Origin of the sequence: Pseudomonas beijingensis, assembly GCF_030687295.1 — a bacterium.
GTDB lineage: Bacteria > Pseudomonadota > Gammaproteobacteria > Pseudomonadales > Pseudomonadaceae > Aquipseudomonas > Aquipseudomonas beijingensis.
In genome coordinates, this window is sequence record NZ_CP117425.1 from 3,270,631 (window position 1) to 3,287,157 (window position 16,527).

A 16,527-nucleotide genomic window follows, 5' to 3' on the forward strand; every position below is an offset into this window, starting at 1 on the left:
TTACCCTGCGCCTATCGTAATGCCGCCATTCGGAGCCCCTCATGCAACGCATCGACCATACCTTGCCATGGAGCCACCTGGGCACCGAGCGCCGACTCAGTGTGTTTCGTTACGGCCATGGGCCGCGCAAGGCCTACATCCAGGCCAGCCTGCACGCCGATGAACTGCCGGGCATGCGCACCGCCTGGGAGCTGAAGCAGCGGCTCAACGATCTTGAGGCCCAGGGCTTGCTCAAAGGTGTGATCGAACTGGTGCCGGTGGCCAACCCCATTGGCCTGGATCAACATCTGCAAAGCGCCCACATGGGGCGTTTCGAACTGGGCAGCGGCAAGAATTTCAACCGTTCCTTCGTGGAGCTCAGCGCACCGGTGGCGCAACGCATCGGTGATCGCTTGGGTGACGACCCGGCCGCCAATATCACCCTGATCCGCCAGACCATGGCTGAGGTACTCGATGACTTGCCAGCACCGCCTTCGCAACTCGAAGCGCTGCATCGCCTGCTGCTGCGCCATGCCTGCGACGCCGACATCACCCTGGACCTGCATTGTGATTTCGAGGCGGCGATCCACTTGTACGCCTTGCCGCAGCAGTGGCCGCAATGGCGCTCCCTGGCCGCACGCTTGAAAGCCGGTGTGGCGTTGTTGTGCGAGGATTCGGGCGGCAGTTCGTTCGACGAGTCCTGCTCCTCGCCCTGGTTGCGTTTGGCCAAGGCCTTTCCCACGGCGGCGATCCCTGCGGCGAACCTGGCGACGACCCTGGAACTGGGCAGCATGGGCGATACCCGGGTGGAGCAGGCCCAGGCCAATTGTGAAGCCATCCTCGGGTTTCTGGCCGAGCAAGGTTTCATCGCCGGGGAGTGGCTGCCGGCGCCGGCGCAGTGCTGTGAAGGCTTCCCGTTCGAAGGCACCCAATACCTGTTCGCGCCGCACCATGGCGTGGTGAGTTTCCTGCGGGAGGCTGGCGAATGGGTGGAGCGGGGCGATCCGCTGTTCGAAGTGGTCGATCCGTTGAGTGATCGGGTCACCACCGTGCGGGCCGGCACCAGCGGCGTGCTGTTTGCCCTGGACCGTGGGCGCTATACCCAGCCGGGGATCTGGCAGGCAAAAGTCGCCGGGCGTGAACCGATTCGTACGGGGAAATTGATCAACGACTGATAACTGCTGTCTACCTCACCGCACGTGCGTTGCCGCGCGGCTATCGAAACGATGGAGGAAGATCGATGTTCAAAGCGCTCGCCCTGTTTCTGTTGCTGGTCTCGTCCGGGTTGCAGGCCCAACCCTCGCTGCACACGGACCTGCCGCTCAACTACCTAGCCCAAATCGATGAGCAAGCCCGGAACCGACCGCTGGTGATCTTCCTGCACGGTTCCGGCAGTAACGAGCAGGACCTGTTCGCACTCAAGGACGAGTTGCCGCGGGATTACAACTACCTCTCGGTGCGGGCGCCCAAGAGCATGGAGCAGGACCGTTACCAGTGGTTCGCCAAAAAGGGCGAGGGCGCCTATGACGGTGACACCTCGGACCTGAAGGCCAGCGGCCAGATGCTGCTGGATTTCATCGACAAGGCCCGGGCCAAATATTCGACCGGCGCGAGCAAGGTCTACCTGGTGGGTTTCAGCCAGGGGGCGATGATGAGCTACGAAGTGGCCTTGCGACACCCCGAAGCCGTCGGTGGTATTGCCGCGATGGGCGGGCGAGTTCTATCGGTGCTGCGGGCGGAACTGACCCCCGATGAGTCGCGACGGACACTGGCGGTGTTCATCGGCCATGGCACGGCAGACCCGATCATTCCCTACCACGATGGCACCGAGGCCAACACCTTCCTGAAGACCCTGGCACTGGAACCGGAATTCCATGCCTACCTGGGCCTGGGCCACAGCATCAGTGCGCAGGAGGTGCAGGACCTGCGAGCCTGGTTGGAGCGTCTCAACCCCTGACCCCTGTAAATCCCTGTGGAAGCGAGCTTGCTCGCGATAGCGGTGGGTCAGCTTGCATCAAAGTTGGCTGTGCCGACGTCATCGCGAGCGAGCTCGCTCCCACAGGGTGTCGGGTAGCCAATGTGGGAGCGAGCTCGCTCGCGATTGAGGGCTATGCGGTGCCCGTCACTGACCGCTGGCGATCTGTTTCACCAACGCCTCATGACCGGTCTTGTCGCTGGCCCGGGAGATGATCTGCACCACCGCCATGCGCGTGCCGGAGGCACCTATCAACGTCGTGTCCAGGGTTGGCCCGCCGCCCTGGGTGGCGCTGGTGTCGAGTTGGCGCAGACCCAGCCCTGTGCCTTTCTGGGTCAGGCTTTTTTCGCCGAGGATCTTGGCGTCCGGCAAGGCTTTGGTTTTCTGAACGGCGAAGTCGGCGAAGGTGATGTCGAGAAAGGCATTGTCGTTGTCCTTCACATTCGCGCCGTTGACGATGGTGTTTTCAGCGGTGATCACCACGGTTTTACGGGTGGCATTGCTATACATTATGCCCGTTGCTCCGGCCGTACCCTGGGTCAGTTCACCGGCGGGCAGTGGCGTCGCCGTGAAACCCTTGGGCAGGGTGAAATTGAGCTTGCCACCCAGCAACGAAATCTTCTGCGCCGGTGCATCGCCAGTGGTTTTGGCCGGGGCCGCATGGGCGGTTGCCACGACCAGGCTGGCGATGGCCCCCAGCAACAGGGCAGTGGCTTGTTTACTCAGCAATGACATTGAAACGCTCCACGGATGGTCATGCTCGGAGGCTGATCATCCCATGGGCGCTGCACTGGATTCCAGCGCGCAGGAACGCCTGGCCGGCCCTTCGCGTTCGAAATGCTCAGTGATGAAGTCAATAAAGGAGCGCCACACTGCGGTCAGCGATCCCAGTAGGGCACTTCGCCAAAACACGCCAGGAAGAAATCGATGACGGTGCGGACCTTCACCGACAGGCGCCGGCTGCCCGGCCAGAGGATGGCAATCTGTTGGGGTTCGAGGCTGTTGGAGGCCTGGTAATCCTCCAGTACCGGGACCAGCGTACCGTTGCGCAACGCTTCGCCGATCAGCCAGGACGGAAACATCACTAACCCCAGGCCTTGTTCGGCGGCCTGGGTCAAGGTGTCGGCGTGGTTGCCGGTGATCGGGCCCTTGACGCTGTAGGGTGTCCAGGCCTGGCCCGGGCGGCGGAAGAACCAGCGCTGCTGGCCGGTCACGCCTTTGTAGGCCAGGCATTGGTGAGCCGCCAGGTCCTGGGGTTTGAGCGGCGCGCCGTGGCGAGCCAGGTAAGCGGGGCTGGCCGCGATCTGGAAACGATGGGGGGCGACGACCCGCGCCTGCATGCCTGAGTCCTGCAACGGGCCGATCCGAAACAGCAGGTCTGCGCCTTCCTGCAGTGGGTCGACGTAACTGTCGGTCTGCTGGATCTCCAATTGCAGCTTTGGGTAGCGTTCGCATAACTGGCCCAGCCACGGCGTCAGGTGGCGCTGGCCGAACACTACTGGGGCGTTGATCCGCACCAGCCCGGAGGGCTCGCTGTGCTGTTCCTGCAAGGCTTGTTCGGCCTCCTCCAATTGCACCAGTAACAGCCGCGCATGATGCCCCAGCAGGCGGCCGGCTTCAGTGGGGGAGACGGCGCGGGTGTGGCGATAAAGCAACTGCTGGTTCAGGGCCTGCTCCATCAGCTGGATCTGTCGGGAAATCGATGACGGGGCCAGGCCTTCGCGCCGGGCCACTTCCGAGAAACTGCCGTGATCGAGCACCGCGACAAACAGGCGAAGCGCCTTGAAGCCAAGTTCATTGAGGCCATGCATGGGTGGCTGTCCTGTGCGTACTACGCAAAAGTGTTGTCTGGATACTCCCATTTATCGCACAGACGCACCAGCCGATAATGCCGGCCATCCTTTTCCAAGTGGGTCATGACTATGCAGGTTTCCTCATTGAACGAGGCCGCTCCGGTGACGGCTGCCGCCCAACCGCGGTCGTTCTTGCGCTGGCTATTGCTGCCCGTGGTGATCCTGGCCGGTATGGGCTTGTCCGTAGAGGCCGGCCTGCTGGGGCCGCTCGGGGTGCAAGTCGGGCATTTGTGGGCCACCCTGAGCATCTTTGGCGTTGGCTCGGCGATTCTCTTCCTGCTGTTACTGCTTAGCGGTCGGCAACAGGGCCCGGCCTTGAATGAACTGCCACGCTGGCAACTGATTGGCGGTTTCCTGGGGCCCGTCTACGTAGTGGTGCTGACACTCGCCACACCCCACATCGGGATCGCCATGACCATGGTCGCGATCCTTTCCGGTCAGGTGGGCAAAAGTGTGTTGATCGACCATTTCGGCTGGTTCGGTGCGAGCCGCAAGCGGGTCAACGGCGAACGTTGGCTGGCGTTGGCACTGATAGTCGTGGCCCTTGTCCTGATTGCCCGAGGTTTGAATATGAGTCTGTTTATTTTACTGCTGGTGGTTGTCGCTGCGGGTGCGGTGCTGAGTGTGCAGGCGGCTATCAACGGCCGCCTGGGCCAGACGGTCGGTGTGCTACGCAGCAGCCTGCTGACGTTTACGGTGGGCACGGTGACCACCGGGCTGCTGATTGTGTTTTTCGAACCGGCCCACGCGGTCACCTTGTTGGATGTGCCGAAATGGCAGCTCAGCGGTGCGTTGTTCGGCGTTGTCTACATGATGGTGATGGTCGGTGCGGTGCCGCGGGTGGGGGCTGGCGTGGCGACGGTGGCGGTGATCGTCGGGCAATTGGGCATGGGCATGTTGATCGACAACTTCGGCTGGCTGGGCAACCCGGCCATCGAGTTGTCCGGTAGCCGGATCCTGGCCATGGCCTGCCTGGCCTTGGCGCTGGTGTTCATGTATCGCAGCAATGCACGGCAGGCCTGAAGGTCTCAGCTGGGTTCGACGTTCAGTCGCAGGCTGCCATCGTCCAGGCGCTCGGTGCTCCGGACGATGCCACTGATTTGCCGACCTTCGGCGCTGAACACCACGATCTGGGCTTTGTCCAGGTCGTCCGGCAGCGGTGGGCGTACGTGCAGCACATACCACGCCGGTTCGGCGTCGTCGAAGCGTTTGACGTCGAACTGGCAAGTGGCACTTTGGGTCTGGTGCCCAAGCAGCGAGTCCAGGCCGTAATAGAAGTGAGTGCTGTCGGCAGCAAGGGGCATGTGCATAGGCGGTCTCCTGGGGCGCTTGGTGGATGTTCAAGTGATCCTGCCAGGAATGGAAAATTCCATCGGGTGAACACTGGAGATTAGCGCCCCCGCCATCCGAGCCCCGACGGATCAAAGGCCCGGCACCCCGTTTTTCCACACCGACCAGTTTTTCACAATGTCCTGCACCAGCGGGTTGCCGGTGCGGAACAGGTTTTCCAGGGCCGGGACGAACGCGCCCTGGTCGGCGTACTTGAGCAGGTTGTCCACTTCGTTGCCTCCGGGCTCGGGACGGTCGAAGTCGGACCCGGCCCGCAGCACGGCCAGTCGATTGATGTCCACCCGACCTTCACGACTGGCCCGTAGCAAGGCTTCGTAAGTCGAGTTGTCTTCCTGTTGGGTGGTGCAGTAGACGCCTTTGTTGTCGGTGAGCAGGCGGGTCCAGACTTCGGCGCGTTCGCTCAGGCGCGTGCCGGAGAACCAGGTATTGCCCGCCAGGGTGTCACAGCGGGTCACCACCGGCGGTTGGTTGGCCGGGGCATACGGGTACTTCAAGCGCCAGGCCGCCGATTCCTTGCTTTCGGCCAAGGTCACCTGCTGGCTGAGGGCGAAGGCCTTGGCCTGCAGGGCCGGGTTGAGTTCGAAAACTTCCGTCTTGTAGTCCAGCGGCGGTTTTTCGTTTGGCCCTTTGGTGTTGATGCCCAGGTAGCCGGTGGGCCAATCCTTGGGCACATCCCGCGAATCCAGCTCCCATTGGGTGCCGAACTCCACCAGGTAATGGGCCCAGGCGGTTGTGCCGAGCGTGCCGTGGTGCGGGTTGATGCCGGCGATCCCGGCCACCAGGAAATAGCTCTTGCGCAGATCGACGCTCGGGGAGAGCGCCAGGGCCAGGGTCGAAGCCGCCGCGTTGGTCTGGCCCATGCCGGTAATCAGCAGGCAGACCCGTTCGGCATTGCAGCGGATCGTCGGGTACTCGGCGGACAACCCCGGTACACGGATTTCCTCCTTGAGCTGCAAGCGTTCGATCCAGTTCTGCGCCTCGGGGGCGAACATCGTGATCAACACCACTTTGGGTTGAAGCGGCGGCGCGGCCCCGGCGGTTGCCGCGAAGAGTGCAGTACTTGCCAGGCCGATTGAAGCAAACAGGCGATTGATCATGTGTTCGTGACCTCCATGGATTCGAAAGGGTGCTGCTACGGTTTGCTCAAAACTGATAGCCAACGCCAGCGTAGTATCCCCACCCATCGGAGTGGGCGCGGAAGTTGCCATCGCCAAAGTTGAGTTCGCTGCCATCCTGCCAGTTGCCGCCGTTGTGGAAGTAGCGGCCCACCAGGGTGAAACGCACGTGGGTGAACGCGTACAGCAAGACGTTGGTGGAGACCGTGGCGTTGGCGGTGCGGGCGGGGTTGTCGTCGTGCAGGTCCGAGCCGAAGTCGAAGTTGGTGAAGCCAATGTACGTCAGCGAAGCACCATTGCTGAACTGGCTGATTGGCACGATGTACTTGAGTTGGGCGCGGTAGCCGTCCCAGGAATATTCATTGCTGGCGCCATAGTTTTCCCATTGATAACGGCCATAGAAGTTAGCCGACAGATTAACCTTCGAGTGAGTGTCGATGTCGGTGCCCAGGCCGCTGTACAAGGTGTTCGCGCGATTGGCACTGTTGCTGCCGTGGTCGTAGATCCAGTCGAACGCCACATACCATTCCTTGAACGGCCCGATGGCCAGGCTGCGGCCGGCCAGGTAGTCAATGGAAATACGCGGTTCGTGTTCCATGAACACGGGGGAGCCGTGGTCCCACACGCCCTTGTCGTGGCTGTTGCCAATGTTGAAAATCTTCGGAATGTCGACGTAGCCATAGAGCTCGAAGGGCCCCTTGCGTCCGAAGTATTCATATTCCAGGTAGATATCGTCGACCGGTTGCGGGCCGAAGCTGATGTCCTTGCTGCCGATGAGCGTGAGGTCCTGGTTGTACCAGTCCGACAGGTAGGCGCCTTTTTTCGAAGGGGCGGCCTCAGGACTGAGGGCTTCGCCTTGGGCGGACACCTCGGTGGGTTGGGCTTGGGTCGTGGCGCTGAGTAGTCCGGTAACGGCGGTCAGTAGCAGGGTGGCTGCCAATAGGCCGGGCGTGGCGCGATACCGGGAAGTGAAGAGCATGGAAAGTCCTTGTTCGTGCGGGCCGAAGCCCGTGTTCCGTGATTGAAAAAAACCGTCGATCCGCTAGCGGCGATCGATTGCGCAAACGTTTGCACATCTCGTACCAATTTTTCGCAGTGGCTTGAAAAGCCTGGAATTGAAGCGGTTTTCCTGTCCTATTGGTCAGGCTGGGTGCGCTGGATGCTTCACAATCGCCTCAAGTGGCACCAACGTGTTGCACGGGCGAATGCTCGGCACGGCACTGAGTCGGTGGCGTTGCTGTTAGAATCGACCCCCTTGACTGACCAGAGGTATGTCCATGAGCGAGCCGATTCGCCTGACCCAGTACAGCCACGGCGCCGGTTGCGGCTGCAAGATTTCGCCCCAGGTACTGGAAGTGATCCTGGCCGGCAGTGGCGCGCAGAACCTCGATCCCAAGCTGTGGGTCGGCAATGCTTCTCGCGACGATGCGGCGGTGTACGCCATCGACGAGGAGCGTGGGGTGGTCTCGACCACCGATTTTTTCATGCCGATTGTCGACGATCCCTTCGATTTCGGTCGCATCGCCGCCACCAATGCCATCAGCGACATCTACGCCATGGGCGGTGACCCGCTGATGGCCATTGCGATCCTCGGCTGGCCAGTCAACGTATTGGCCCCGGAAATCGCCCGGGAAGTGATTCGCGGCGGTCGTTCCGTGTGTGACGAGGCCGGTATTCCCCTGGCTGGCGGGCATTCGATCGACGCGCCTGAGCCGATCTTCGGCCTGGCGGTCACGGGCCTGGTGCAAAAGCGCCATATGAAACGCAACGACACGGCCACCGCCGGTTGCCGCCTGTACCTGACCAAGCCCCTGGGCATTGGCATCCTCACCACGGCGGAAAAGAAAGGCAAGTTGCGCGCCGCCGATGTGGGCCTGGCCCGTGACTGGATGTGTACCCTCAACAAACCCGGCAGCCGCTTCGGCAAGCTCGACGGCGTGACCGCGATGACCGATGTCACCGGTTTCGGACTGCTCGGGCACCTGGTGGAAATGGCCGACGGCAGCCAGTTGACCGCACGTATTCGCTATGACGCGGTGCCGCGTCTGCCGGGCGTCGAGTACTACCTCGACCTGGGCTGCGTGCCGGGCGGTACGCTGCGCAACTACGACAGCTACGCCAGCAAGGTCGGTCGGGTCCAGGAACTGCACAAACGCGTGCTCTGCGACCCGCAGACCAGTGGCGGCCTGCTGATTGCCGTCACTCCCGAAGGCGAGGGTGAGTTCCTGCGGGTGGCCGCTGAACTCGGCCTGGCGCTGGAGCCCATTGGCGAGTTGGTCGAGCGACAGAGTCACGCGGTCGAGGTGTCTTGATGAGCCATGACATCACCGATTACCGCGATATCTTCCTCCATGACCGACCGATGATGGACACACGCGCCCCGGTCGAATTCATCAAGGGCGCGTTCCCCGGCGTGGTCAATTTGCCGTTGATGACCGACAACGAACGGCAACGGGTCGGGACCTGCTACAAGCAGCAGGGGCAACAGGCCGCCATCGTCCTGGGGCATCAACTGGTGTCCGGCCAGACCAAGGCCCAGCGCATCCAGGCCTGGGCGGCGTTCGCCAAGGCCCATCCCGACGGTCTGCTGTATTGCTTTCGCGGCGGCTTGCGTTCGCAGATCGTCCAGCAATGGCTCAAGGACGAAGCGGGCATTGACTACCCCCGGGTCGGCGGTGGCTACAAGGCCATGCGCACGTTTTTGCTGGACACTGTCGAGCATGCGGTCGCCCAGTGTGACCTGGTGCTGTTGGGCGGCATGACTGGTACCGGCAAGACTGAAGCGCTGGGCCAGTTGAGCAACAGCCTGGACCTGGAAGGATATGCCAACCATCGCGGTTCGAGCTTCGGTAAACGCGCTACCGGCCAGCCTTCCAACATCGATTTCGAAAACCGTCTGGCCGTGGACGTGCTGAAAAAACGTGCCGCTGGCATCGAACAGTTTGTGCTGGAAGATGAGAGCCGCGCGGTCGGCAGTTGCGCCTTGCCGCTGTCTTTGTACCAGCGCATGCAGCAGGTTCCGATGGTTTGGCTGGAAGACAGCCTGGAGCGCCGGGTCGAACGGATCCTGCAGGATTACGTCATTGACCTGTGCGCGGAATTTGTCGCGGTACATGGCGACGAAGGTTTCTCGCTGTTTTCCGAGCGATTGCTGGCAAGCCTGGACAACATCCACAAACGCCTGGGTGGCGACCGTCACCGGCGCTTGAAGGACATCCTGGAAACCGCCCTGGCCGAGCAGGCCCACAGCGGCGCCGTCGACGTGCATCGCGGTTGGATCGAGGGTTTGCTGCGTGAGTATTACGACCCGATGTACGTGTTCCAGCGGGAAAAGAAGGGCTTGCGGATCGAGTTCTCGGGGGAGCAGGCGGCGGTGCTGGCGTATTTGCGCGAGCGGGCGGCCCGGGGCAGGTGAACTCGCAAGTTCAGGCCAGCCTTAAACTGCTACCCCTGTGGGAGCGAGCTTGCTCGCGATAGCGGTGTGTCAGCTACATCAATGCCAATGGGGTTGACGCCATCGCGAGCAAGCTCGCTCCCACAAAGAGATGTGGCGACTTTTTGATCAGGTCGGACAGGTTTCCTGGCCATTGTCCAAACCTTGCTTGTAGCTCTGGCTGGTGAGGCTGGCCTTGCCGTTGTGCCAGGTCAGGGTCAGCACATACAGCGAATCGAAGTCTCCCGAGGCCCAGTCTTCGGTAATGGTCTGCTCCTTGCCCACCGCCTCACCGGCGACCTTGTTGATCAGCTCCGGCAGGTAGCCATGGGACCAGGCGGTATAGATGGTGGAGTTGTGGTACTTGTCGTGCAGCAGTTCGTCAGCCAGGTCGCTGGTGTCGTTGGCCGAATAATTGATGTTCACCGGCAACCCGAGCTTGATGGCGCTGGGGCTGATGGTCATCAGCGGGCGAATATAGCTGTAGGAGTTGTCCAGCTCACCCTCTTCGACATTGCGGGTAGGGTTGGCCGCGAACACATAGTCGGCCTTGCCGAATTTTTCCGGCAGCAGGGTGGCCAGGTCGATGGCGCGATTGAGGCCTTGGCAGTTGAGCTGGCCCAGGCCGCCGGCGGGTTTCTCGGCGTGGCGCAGGAACACCAGGGTCTGTACACCGTCGGCTGGCTGGGCGCGGCTGACGCTGGATTCCAGCGACAACACCAGGCCACAGACCACAAGCAGCGTCGGCAGCATCAGCCACGAACGGTGTTTGAAGCGTCGGGCGAAATTCAGTGGGTTCATCATCGAATAATAGTCTTCAGCACGCTTGAGTCAGGCTGACAAACCCTGGCACCGCGAAGCGGCTGGCTTCGGGTGTTTTCCCTGTCGTTACGCCTCGTTGATTCTTCGGAGGCATTGCTCAGAGTCCCTTCGAGCGCTTTGGTTCGATTCTGGTGCACTGTAGCGATCTCCGTCGGGAGATGGGACGAACGTTAACGACAGGATGTTGCGAAATTAAGAAGGGACGACGTGAATTCTGTGACGGGCAGTGATGTCGTCCCCTACATCTTGGATTATCCTCGGGGTTTACTTCATTTTCGAGCCGACCCCATGCCTAACCTAACCCCATACCCCATCACCCAAAAATGGCCCGCCCAATACCCAGAGTGGCTCCAGCTCTACTCCCTGCCAACTCCCAACGGGGTGAAGGTCTCGATCATGCTGGAAGAGATCGGCCTGCCCTACGAGCCCCACAAAGTGGACTTCGTCAGCAACGACCAACTGTCGCCCGAATTCCTTTCCCTGAACCCCAACAACAAGATCCCGGCGATTCTCGATCCCCATGGGCCGGGGGACCAGCCGTTGGCGTTGTTCGAGTCGGGGGCGATCCTGATTTATCTGGCGGACAAGAGCGGACAGTTGCTGGCTCAGGAATCGGCGGCGCGCTACGAGACGATCCAGTGGCTGATGTTCCAGATGGGTGGGATCGGGCCGATGTTCGGGCAGTTGGGGTTCTTCAACAAGTTCGCCGGCAAGGACTACGAGGACAAGCGGCCACGCGATCGTTATGTCGAGGAAAGCAAGCGCCTGCTCAAGGTGCTTGATGGCCGTCTGCAAGGGCGGGACTGGATCATGGGTGAGCGCTACACCATTGCCGATATCGCCACGTTTCCCTGGGTGCGCAACTTGATCGGTTTTTATGAAGCCGGTGATTTGGTGGGTATCCAGAACTTCCCCAATGTGACGCGAGTATTGGAGCGCTTCCTGGCGCGGCCGGCCGTGGCCCGCGGGTTGAAAATTCCGGAATGAGCAAGCCGACGACCAGCCGATTCGATTACAAGCAACTGGATGTGTTCAGCGATGTGCCGCTCAAGGGCAATCCGCTGGCGGTGGTGCTGGGGGCGGATGGGCTCAGTGACTCGCGCATGGCCGCTTTCGCCAACTGGACCAACCTCAGCGAAACCACGTTCCTGTTGGCGCCGCAGCACCCGGAAGCCGATTACCGGGTGCGTATTTTCACCACTTCCACCGAGTTGCCATTTGCCGGGCATCCCACCCTGGGCAGTTGTCACGCCTGGCTGGAAGCCGGAGGTGTGCCGAAAGGGCAGGAGATCGTGCAGGAATGTGGCGTCGGCTTGGTCAGGATTCGCCGCAGCGATCATGGGTTGGCGTTCCTCGCGCCGCCCTTGCTTAAGTCCGGTCCGCTGGACGCCGAGCTGCTGGAGCGGGTGCGCAAGGGGCTGGGGCTCGCAGCCGAGGCGATTGTCGAGGCGCAATGGGTCGACAACGGTGCCGGCTGGCTGGCGTTGATGCTCAAGGATCGCCAGCAAGTCCTGACGCTTGAGCCCGATTACCCTCAGTTGCTGGATCTGGCCGTGGGCGTGATCGCACCCTGGGATCGGGCCGTGGATGGCGATGAGGCCCACTTCGAAGTGCGCGGCTTCATTGCCGGTGATGGCATGCCCGAGGATCCGGCCACCGGCAGCCTGAATGCCGGGCTCGCCCAATGGATGCTGGGCAAAGGGCTGGCGCCTGCGTCCTACGTGGTCAGCCAGGGATTGACGATGGGCCGGGCCGGGCGAATTCATGTCGAGCAGTTGGGGCAAGAGGTCTGGATTGGTGGCGCCGTCGTGACGTGCATCAATGGCTCGTTGGCCTTGTGAGGCGATTATTACCCGGCGGGTAACACTCTGTTTTCCAGCGGGCGTTTGTGCCCTGGCTGGCCAGGGCATAAGCTTTGCCCCCTGTGATCGAGCAGCATTTTTTGCCCAGGAGTCTCATGTCCAGCCAGTTCCCTGAAGCCCGTCCACGCCGCCTGCGTCGCAATGCAAGCCTGCGCAGCCTGTTCCAAGAAACCGAGTTCACGTTGAGCGATCTGGTGCTGCCGATTTTCGTCGAAGAAGAAATCGATGATTTTGTGCCGATCAAGAGCATGCCCGGCGTGTTGCGCATTCCTGAGTCGAAGCTGGCTGGTGAGATCGAGCGCTATGCCCGTGCCGGCATCAAGTCGGTGATGACCTTTGGGGTGTCCCATCACCTGGACAATGATGGCAGCGACACCTGGAGCGACCGCGGCCTGGTGTCACGCATGGCCGGGATCTGCAAGGACGCGGTGCCGGAAATGATAGTGATGTCCGACACCTGTCGGCGTGCTCCACGGCGATGAAGTGGACAACGACCGGACCTTGGTCAACCTGGGCAAGCAAGCCGTGGCGGCGGCCCGCGCCGGTGCCGATGTAATCGCGCCATCGGCGGCCATGGACGGTCAGGTCCAGGCGATTCGCAAGGCTTTGGATGACGCCGGTTTCAGCCAGACGGCGATCATGGCCTATTCCACCAAATTCGCCTCGGCGCTGTATGGGCCGTTCCGCGAGGCCGGCGGCAGCGCGCTGAAAGGCGACCGCAAGAGCTACCAGATGAACCCGATGAACCGCCGCGAAGCCTTGCGCGAATCCCTGCTCGACGAGCAGGAAGGTGCCGATGCGCTGATGGTCAAGCCGGCCGGTGCCTACCTCGACATCATCCGTGACATTCGCCAGGCTTCGAACCTGCCGCTGTCGGCCAACCAGGTCAGTGGCGAATACGCGATGATCAAATTCGCCGCCCAGGCCGGCGCCATCGACGAAGCCCGCGTGGTCCGCGAGAGCCTGGGCGCAATCAAGCGGGCGGGGGCGGACCTGATCTTCACCTACTTCGCCATGGACCTGGCGCTGAGCGGGATCTGATCCCGCGCTGCTTCTGCCTGCATCAATAATGTTGCCTGTGCCGCCGCCATCGCGAGCAAGCTCGCTCCCACATTGGTTTTGGGGTGTATGGGCGATTTAGGTACACCGCCATTCTCTTGTGGGAGCGAGCTTGCTCGCGATAGCGGTGGGTCAGCTTGAATCAATGTCGCCTGTGCCGCCGCCATCGCGAGCAGGCTCGCTCCCACATTGGGCATAGCCCGCATCCACTTTTGATCGTATGGTTGCTCCGGAATAATGAAGCGATGGAGCACCATGCAATTCAACCGAATGATGATCAGCCTCGCGGCGTTGCTGGCCCTGGTCGGTTGCGGCAGCCGTCAGGCCCAGGAACCCGAGCGCCAGCCCGCTGAGGTCAAGAAGCAGATTGTGCAGCTGTTGCCGGCCAAGACGGTGGATCGCGAAGGTTGGGCGACGGACATCTACGTGGCCTTTGCGGCCCAGCGGATTCCCTCCACGACGCAGAATATCTGCGCAGTCCTGGCGGTGACCGAGCAGGAGTCGACATTCCAGGCCGACCCGCCGGTGCCGGGGCTGGGCAAAATCGCCCGTCAGGAAATCAACCGCCGTGCGGCGAAGGTGCACATTCCGGAGCTGTTGGTCAGTGGCGCGCTCCAGGTGCGTTCGCCCAATGGCAAAAGCTACAGCGATCGGCTCAACGCGGCCCGTAGCGAGAAAGAGCTGAGCGGAATTTTCGATGATTTCATCGGCATGGTGCCGCTGGGCAAGACCCTGTTTGGCGGTTTCAATCCGGTGCACACCGGTGGGCCGATGCAGGTCAGCATCGCGTTTGCCCAAGCCAATGCGCGGGATTATCCCTACACAGTGGATGGCTCGATTCGTCGCGAAGTGTTCAGTCGCCGTGGCGGGATGTACTTCGGTATCGCGCATTTGCTGGGCTATCCGGTGAGCTATACCGAGCCGTTGTATCGTTTCGCAGATTTCAATGCCGGGTGGTACGCCAGTCGCAACGCGGCTTTCCAGCATGCGGTGAGTGTGGCGTCGGGCATTTCCCTGGCGCTGGATGGCGATCTGATCGCGCATGATTCAATCATGCCGGGCAGCACGGAACTGGCGGTACGCACGCTGGGCAAGTCGTTGGGCATGCGTAACCCGACCATTCGCGATCAATTGGAGCAGGGCGACAGCCTGGCGTTCGAGGACAGCAAGCTTTACAAGCGTGTGTTCGAATTGGCTGAGCGCGCCGAGGGCAAGCCGTTGCCGAGGGCGGTATTGCCCGGGATCGTGCTCAAGAGCCCGAAGATCACGCGCAAGCTGACCACGGCGTGGTTTGCCAAGCGGGTCGATGAGCGTTATCAGCGCTGTATGACGCGGGCGGTGGGGCGCTAGCTAGCCAGGCGTTGAGCATGAAAAAGCCCGGCGGATGAGGCCGGGCTTTTATTGTGATGGGTTTGGTTCGGGAGTGTTCTGGAACGGTGTGTCGGGTGAACTGCGCAGCGGTTCCGTGAAGGTTGCGGCCGCTGCGCACTGGAGCAAGCTCCCTTGCCACTTGGTTTGTTGTCGATCAATTGTTACGGTCAAGCTACTCATGCGTGGTTTTCGATCAGACGATCGGAGCCGCCTTCAGCGACACGGTTTTCGATCAGACGATCGGAGCCACCTTCAGCGACGCGACGTTCCAGCAGGCGATCGGAGCCACCTTCAGCGACACGGTTTTCGATCAGACGATCGGAGCCACCTTCAGCGACACGGTTTTCGATCAGACGATCGGAGCCACCTTCAGCGACGCGACGTTCCAGCAGGCGATCGGCACCGCCTTCAGCGACACGGTTTTCGATCAGACGATCGGAGCCACCTTCAGCGACGCGACGTTCCAGCAGGCGATCAGAGCCGCCTTCGGCGACACGGTTTTCGATCAGGCGATCAGAGCCGCCTTCAGCGACGCGATTTTCGATCAGACGATCGGAGCCACCTTCGGCGACGCGGCGTTCCAGCAGGCGATCAGAGCCGCCTTCGGCGACACGGTTTTCGATCAGGCGATCAGAGCCGCCTTCAGCGACGCGGTTTTCGATCAGACGATCGGAGCCACCTTCGGCGACGCGGCGTTCCAGCAGGCGATCAGAGCCACCTTCGGCGACACGGTTTTCGATCAGGCGATCAGAACCGCCTTCGGCGACGACGGGTTGCGAGGAGGCGGCAAATACGTTGGCGGCCAGTACGGAGAAAGCGAGGCTGAGGATGACTTGGCGTTTCATGATGGTGTGCTCCGGGGGTGCAGTTGTTTGTGTGGGGCCATTGTTGTCCCGGGCGATCATCAAGAGAACTTCATTGGCATGATGGTGAACATCGACGGCAGTGATAGCTCGTCAGTGCATCGATGCCGGTTGATCCAGCGAGGCGACGCCACGCCGTGCGCATCGTCCTGCGGGTGGAACACTTCCAGGTTTGTGGGCTCTACCGGGTAACCCACAGGCAGGAGGCAAGTTCATGTATCAGTTATTCGGTTACAGACAATCCGGCTCCGCGGCGGTGGAGATTGCCCTGGATCTTTGCGATGTGGCCTATCGGCGGGTCGATGCCTATTCGACGCAGGACAGCGACGCCGCGAAAGCGCTCGAGGCGCTCAACCCGCAGAAACAGGTCCCGACCCTGCAGTTGCCGGACGGCTCGGTGCTGACCGAGGCGGCGGCGATCCTGATTCACCTCGGGCTGACCTATCCCGCCTCGAAGCTGCTCCCTGACGATGCAGCCCAACGTGCGCAAGCCATACGAGGGCTGGTCTATATCGCGGCCAATTGCTACACGCCCATCGGCATCATCGATTTTCCGGAACGCTGGCTGGACGATGCGGACGAAGCGACTCGGCAGCGCTTGGTATCGGGCACCCAGCAACGGCTGTACCGCAACTGGGCGCTATTTGCCGACCAGTTCCCGGCCCAGCCGTTTCTCGGCGGTGCCGAGCCGGGGGCGCTCGATATCCTGGCGGCGGTGATCACGAAGTGGAGAGACACGCGGGAGGCCATGCTGAACGCCCGTCCGGAGTTCTACGGATTGTTGGAGCGCATCGACCACCATCCGCGTGTAGCACCGATGCTGTCGCTGCATTGGCCTGAGTGAA

General features: G+C 61.7%; 15 protein-coding genes and 3 pseudogenes. 11 read left to right on the forward strand and 7 right to left on the reverse strand.

Annotated elements, in window-relative coordinates; all coding sequences use genetic code 11:
• Positions 1-41 precede the first annotated feature (41 nt).
• Positions 42-1,154, forward strand: coding sequence for a M14 family metallopeptidase (locus PSH84_RS14865; protein ID WP_305481295.1), 1,113 nt, complete (start codon positions 42-44; stop codon positions 1,152-1,154).
• A 65-nt stretch (positions 1,155-1,219) separates the two neighbouring features.
• A complete protein-coding gene (locus PSH84_RS14870) occupies positions 1,220-1,936 on the forward strand; it encodes an alpha/beta hydrolase (protein WP_305481296.1) in 717 nt (238 codons plus the stop codon).
• A 165-nt stretch (positions 1,937-2,101) separates the two neighbouring features.
• Here PSH84_RS14870 and PSH84_RS14875 read toward each other — a convergent pair whose 3' ends face one another.
• Both PSH84_RS14875 and PSH84_RS14880 read right to left on the reverse strand, forming a co-directional pair.
• Positions 2,102-2,689 (reverse strand): DcrB/PsbP domain-containing protein, encoded by a 588-nt coding sequence (locus PSH84_RS14875; protein ID WP_305470436.1) that lies wholly within the window; start codon positions 2,687-2,689, stop codon positions 2,102-2,104.
• Positions 2,690-2,832: 143 nt separating this feature from the next.
• Complete coding sequence (locus PSH84_RS14880; protein ID WP_305481297.1) at positions 2,833-3,765, reverse strand: LysR family transcriptional regulator; 933 nt, start codon at positions 3,763-3,765, stop codon at positions 2,833-2,835.
• Positions 3,766-3,876: 111 nt separating this feature from the next.
• On the opposite strand from PSH84_RS14880, the pseudogene PSH84_RS14885 reads away from it, so the two are divergent.
• Positions 3,877-4,371: pseudogene (locus PSH84_RS14885) on the forward strand (DMT family transporter); the annotation flags it as partial.
• Between the two features lie 6 nt (positions 4,372-4,377).
• Positions 4,378-4,830: a DMT family transporter gene (locus PSH84_RS14890; RefSeq protein WP_305470438.1), complete on the forward strand. Its 453-nt coding sequence runs from the start codon at positions 4,378-4,380 to the stop codon at positions 4,828-4,830.
• A 5-nt stretch (positions 4,831-4,835) separates the two neighbouring features.
• Here PSH84_RS14890 and PSH84_RS14895 read toward each other — a convergent pair whose 3' ends face one another.
• The 3 genes from PSH84_RS14895 to PSH84_RS14905 all read right to left on the reverse strand — a co-directional run bounded on the left by PSH84_RS14895 (position 4,836) and on the right by PSH84_RS14905 (position 7,251).
• Positions 4,836-5,117, reverse strand: a complete 282-nt coding sequence (locus tag PSH84_RS14895; RefSeq protein WP_305470439.1) for a hypothetical protein — start codon at positions 5,115-5,117, stop codon at positions 4,836-4,838.
• Between the two features lie 111 nt (positions 5,118-5,228).
• A complete protein-coding gene (locus PSH84_RS14900) occupies positions 5,229-6,254 on the reverse strand; it encodes a purine-nucleoside phosphorylase (RefSeq protein WP_305481298.1) in 1,026 nt (341 codons plus the stop codon).
• 46 nt (positions 6,255-6,300) lie between these two features.
• Positions 6,301-7,251 (reverse strand): nucleoside-specific channel-forming protein Tsx, encoded by a 951-nt coding sequence (locus PSH84_RS14905; protein WP_305481299.1) that lies wholly within the window; start codon positions 7,249-7,251, stop codon positions 6,301-6,303.
• Positions 7,252-7,549: 298 nt separating this feature from the next.
• Between PSH84_RS14905 and selD the strand changes: the two genes are divergently transcribed.
• Both selD and mnmH read left to right on the forward strand, forming a co-directional pair.
• Positions 7,550-8,584: a selenide, water dikinase SelD gene (gene selD / locus PSH84_RS14910; protein ID WP_305470442.1), complete on the forward strand. Its 1,035-nt coding sequence runs from the start codon at positions 7,550-7,552 to the stop codon at positions 8,582-8,584.
• The gene (gene mnmH / locus PSH84_RS14915) at positions 8,584-9,687 is read left to right on the forward strand and encodes a tRNA 2-selenouridine(34) synthase MnmH (protein WP_305481300.1); all 1,104 of its coding nucleotides are present in this window, start codon (positions 8,584-8,586) and stop codon (positions 9,685-9,687) included. The genes selD and mnmH overlap by 1 nt, the downstream gene beginning before the upstream one ends.
• Before the next feature lie 147 nt (positions 9,688-9,834).
• Here the strand turns inward: mnmH and PSH84_RS14920 are convergent, their stop codons facing one another.
• Positions 9,835-10,509 carry a histidine phosphatase family protein gene (locus PSH84_RS14920; protein WP_305481301.1) on the reverse strand — a complete coding sequence of 225 codons (675 nt, stop codon included), beginning with the start codon at positions 10,507-10,509 and terminating at the stop codon, positions 9,835-9,837.
• 306 nt (positions 10,510-10,815) lie between these two features.
• Here PSH84_RS14920 and PSH84_RS14925 point away from each other — a divergent pair, with 306 nt between their 5' ends.
• The 4 genes and pseudogenes from PSH84_RS14925 (at position 10,816) to PSH84_RS14940 (ending at position 14,798) form a co-directional block, all read left to right on the forward strand.
• Positions 10,816-11,514 carry a glutathione binding-like protein gene (locus PSH84_RS14925; protein ID WP_305481302.1) on the forward strand — a complete coding sequence of 233 codons (699 nt, stop codon included), beginning with the start codon at positions 10,816-10,818 and terminating at the stop codon, positions 11,512-11,514.
• On the forward strand, positions 11,511-12,368 hold the full coding sequence (locus PSH84_RS14930; protein ID WP_122568089.1) for a PhzF family phenazine biosynthesis protein: 858 nt from the start codon (positions 11,511-11,513) through the stop codon (positions 12,366-12,368). Before PSH84_RS14925 ends, PSH84_RS14930 begins: the two co-directional genes overlap by 4 nt.
• 116 nt (positions 12,369-12,484) lie before the next feature.
• Positions 12,485-13,430 (forward strand): annotated as a pseudogene (hemB, locus tag PSH84_RS14935) (porphobilinogen synthase).
• 273 nt (positions 13,431-13,703) lie between these two features.
• Entirely contained in the window at positions 13,704-14,798 is a 1,095-nt protein-coding gene (locus tag PSH84_RS14940; protein WP_305481303.1) for a DUF1615 domain-containing protein, read from the forward strand.
• A 392-nt stretch (positions 14,799-15,190) separates the two neighbouring features.
• Here the strand turns inward: PSH84_RS14940 and PSH84_RS14945 are convergent.
• Positions 15,191-15,664, reverse strand: a pseudogene (locus PSH84_RS14945) (phage infection protein); the annotation flags it as partial.
• A gap of 232 nt (positions 15,665-15,896) precedes the next feature.
• On the opposite strand from PSH84_RS14945, the gene PSH84_RS14950 reads away from it, so the two are divergent.
• A complete protein-coding gene (locus tag PSH84_RS14950) occupies positions 15,897-16,526 on the forward strand; it encodes a glutathione S-transferase family protein (protein WP_305481304.1) in 630 nt (209 codons plus the stop codon).
• Position 16,527: the final 1 nt, after the last annotated feature.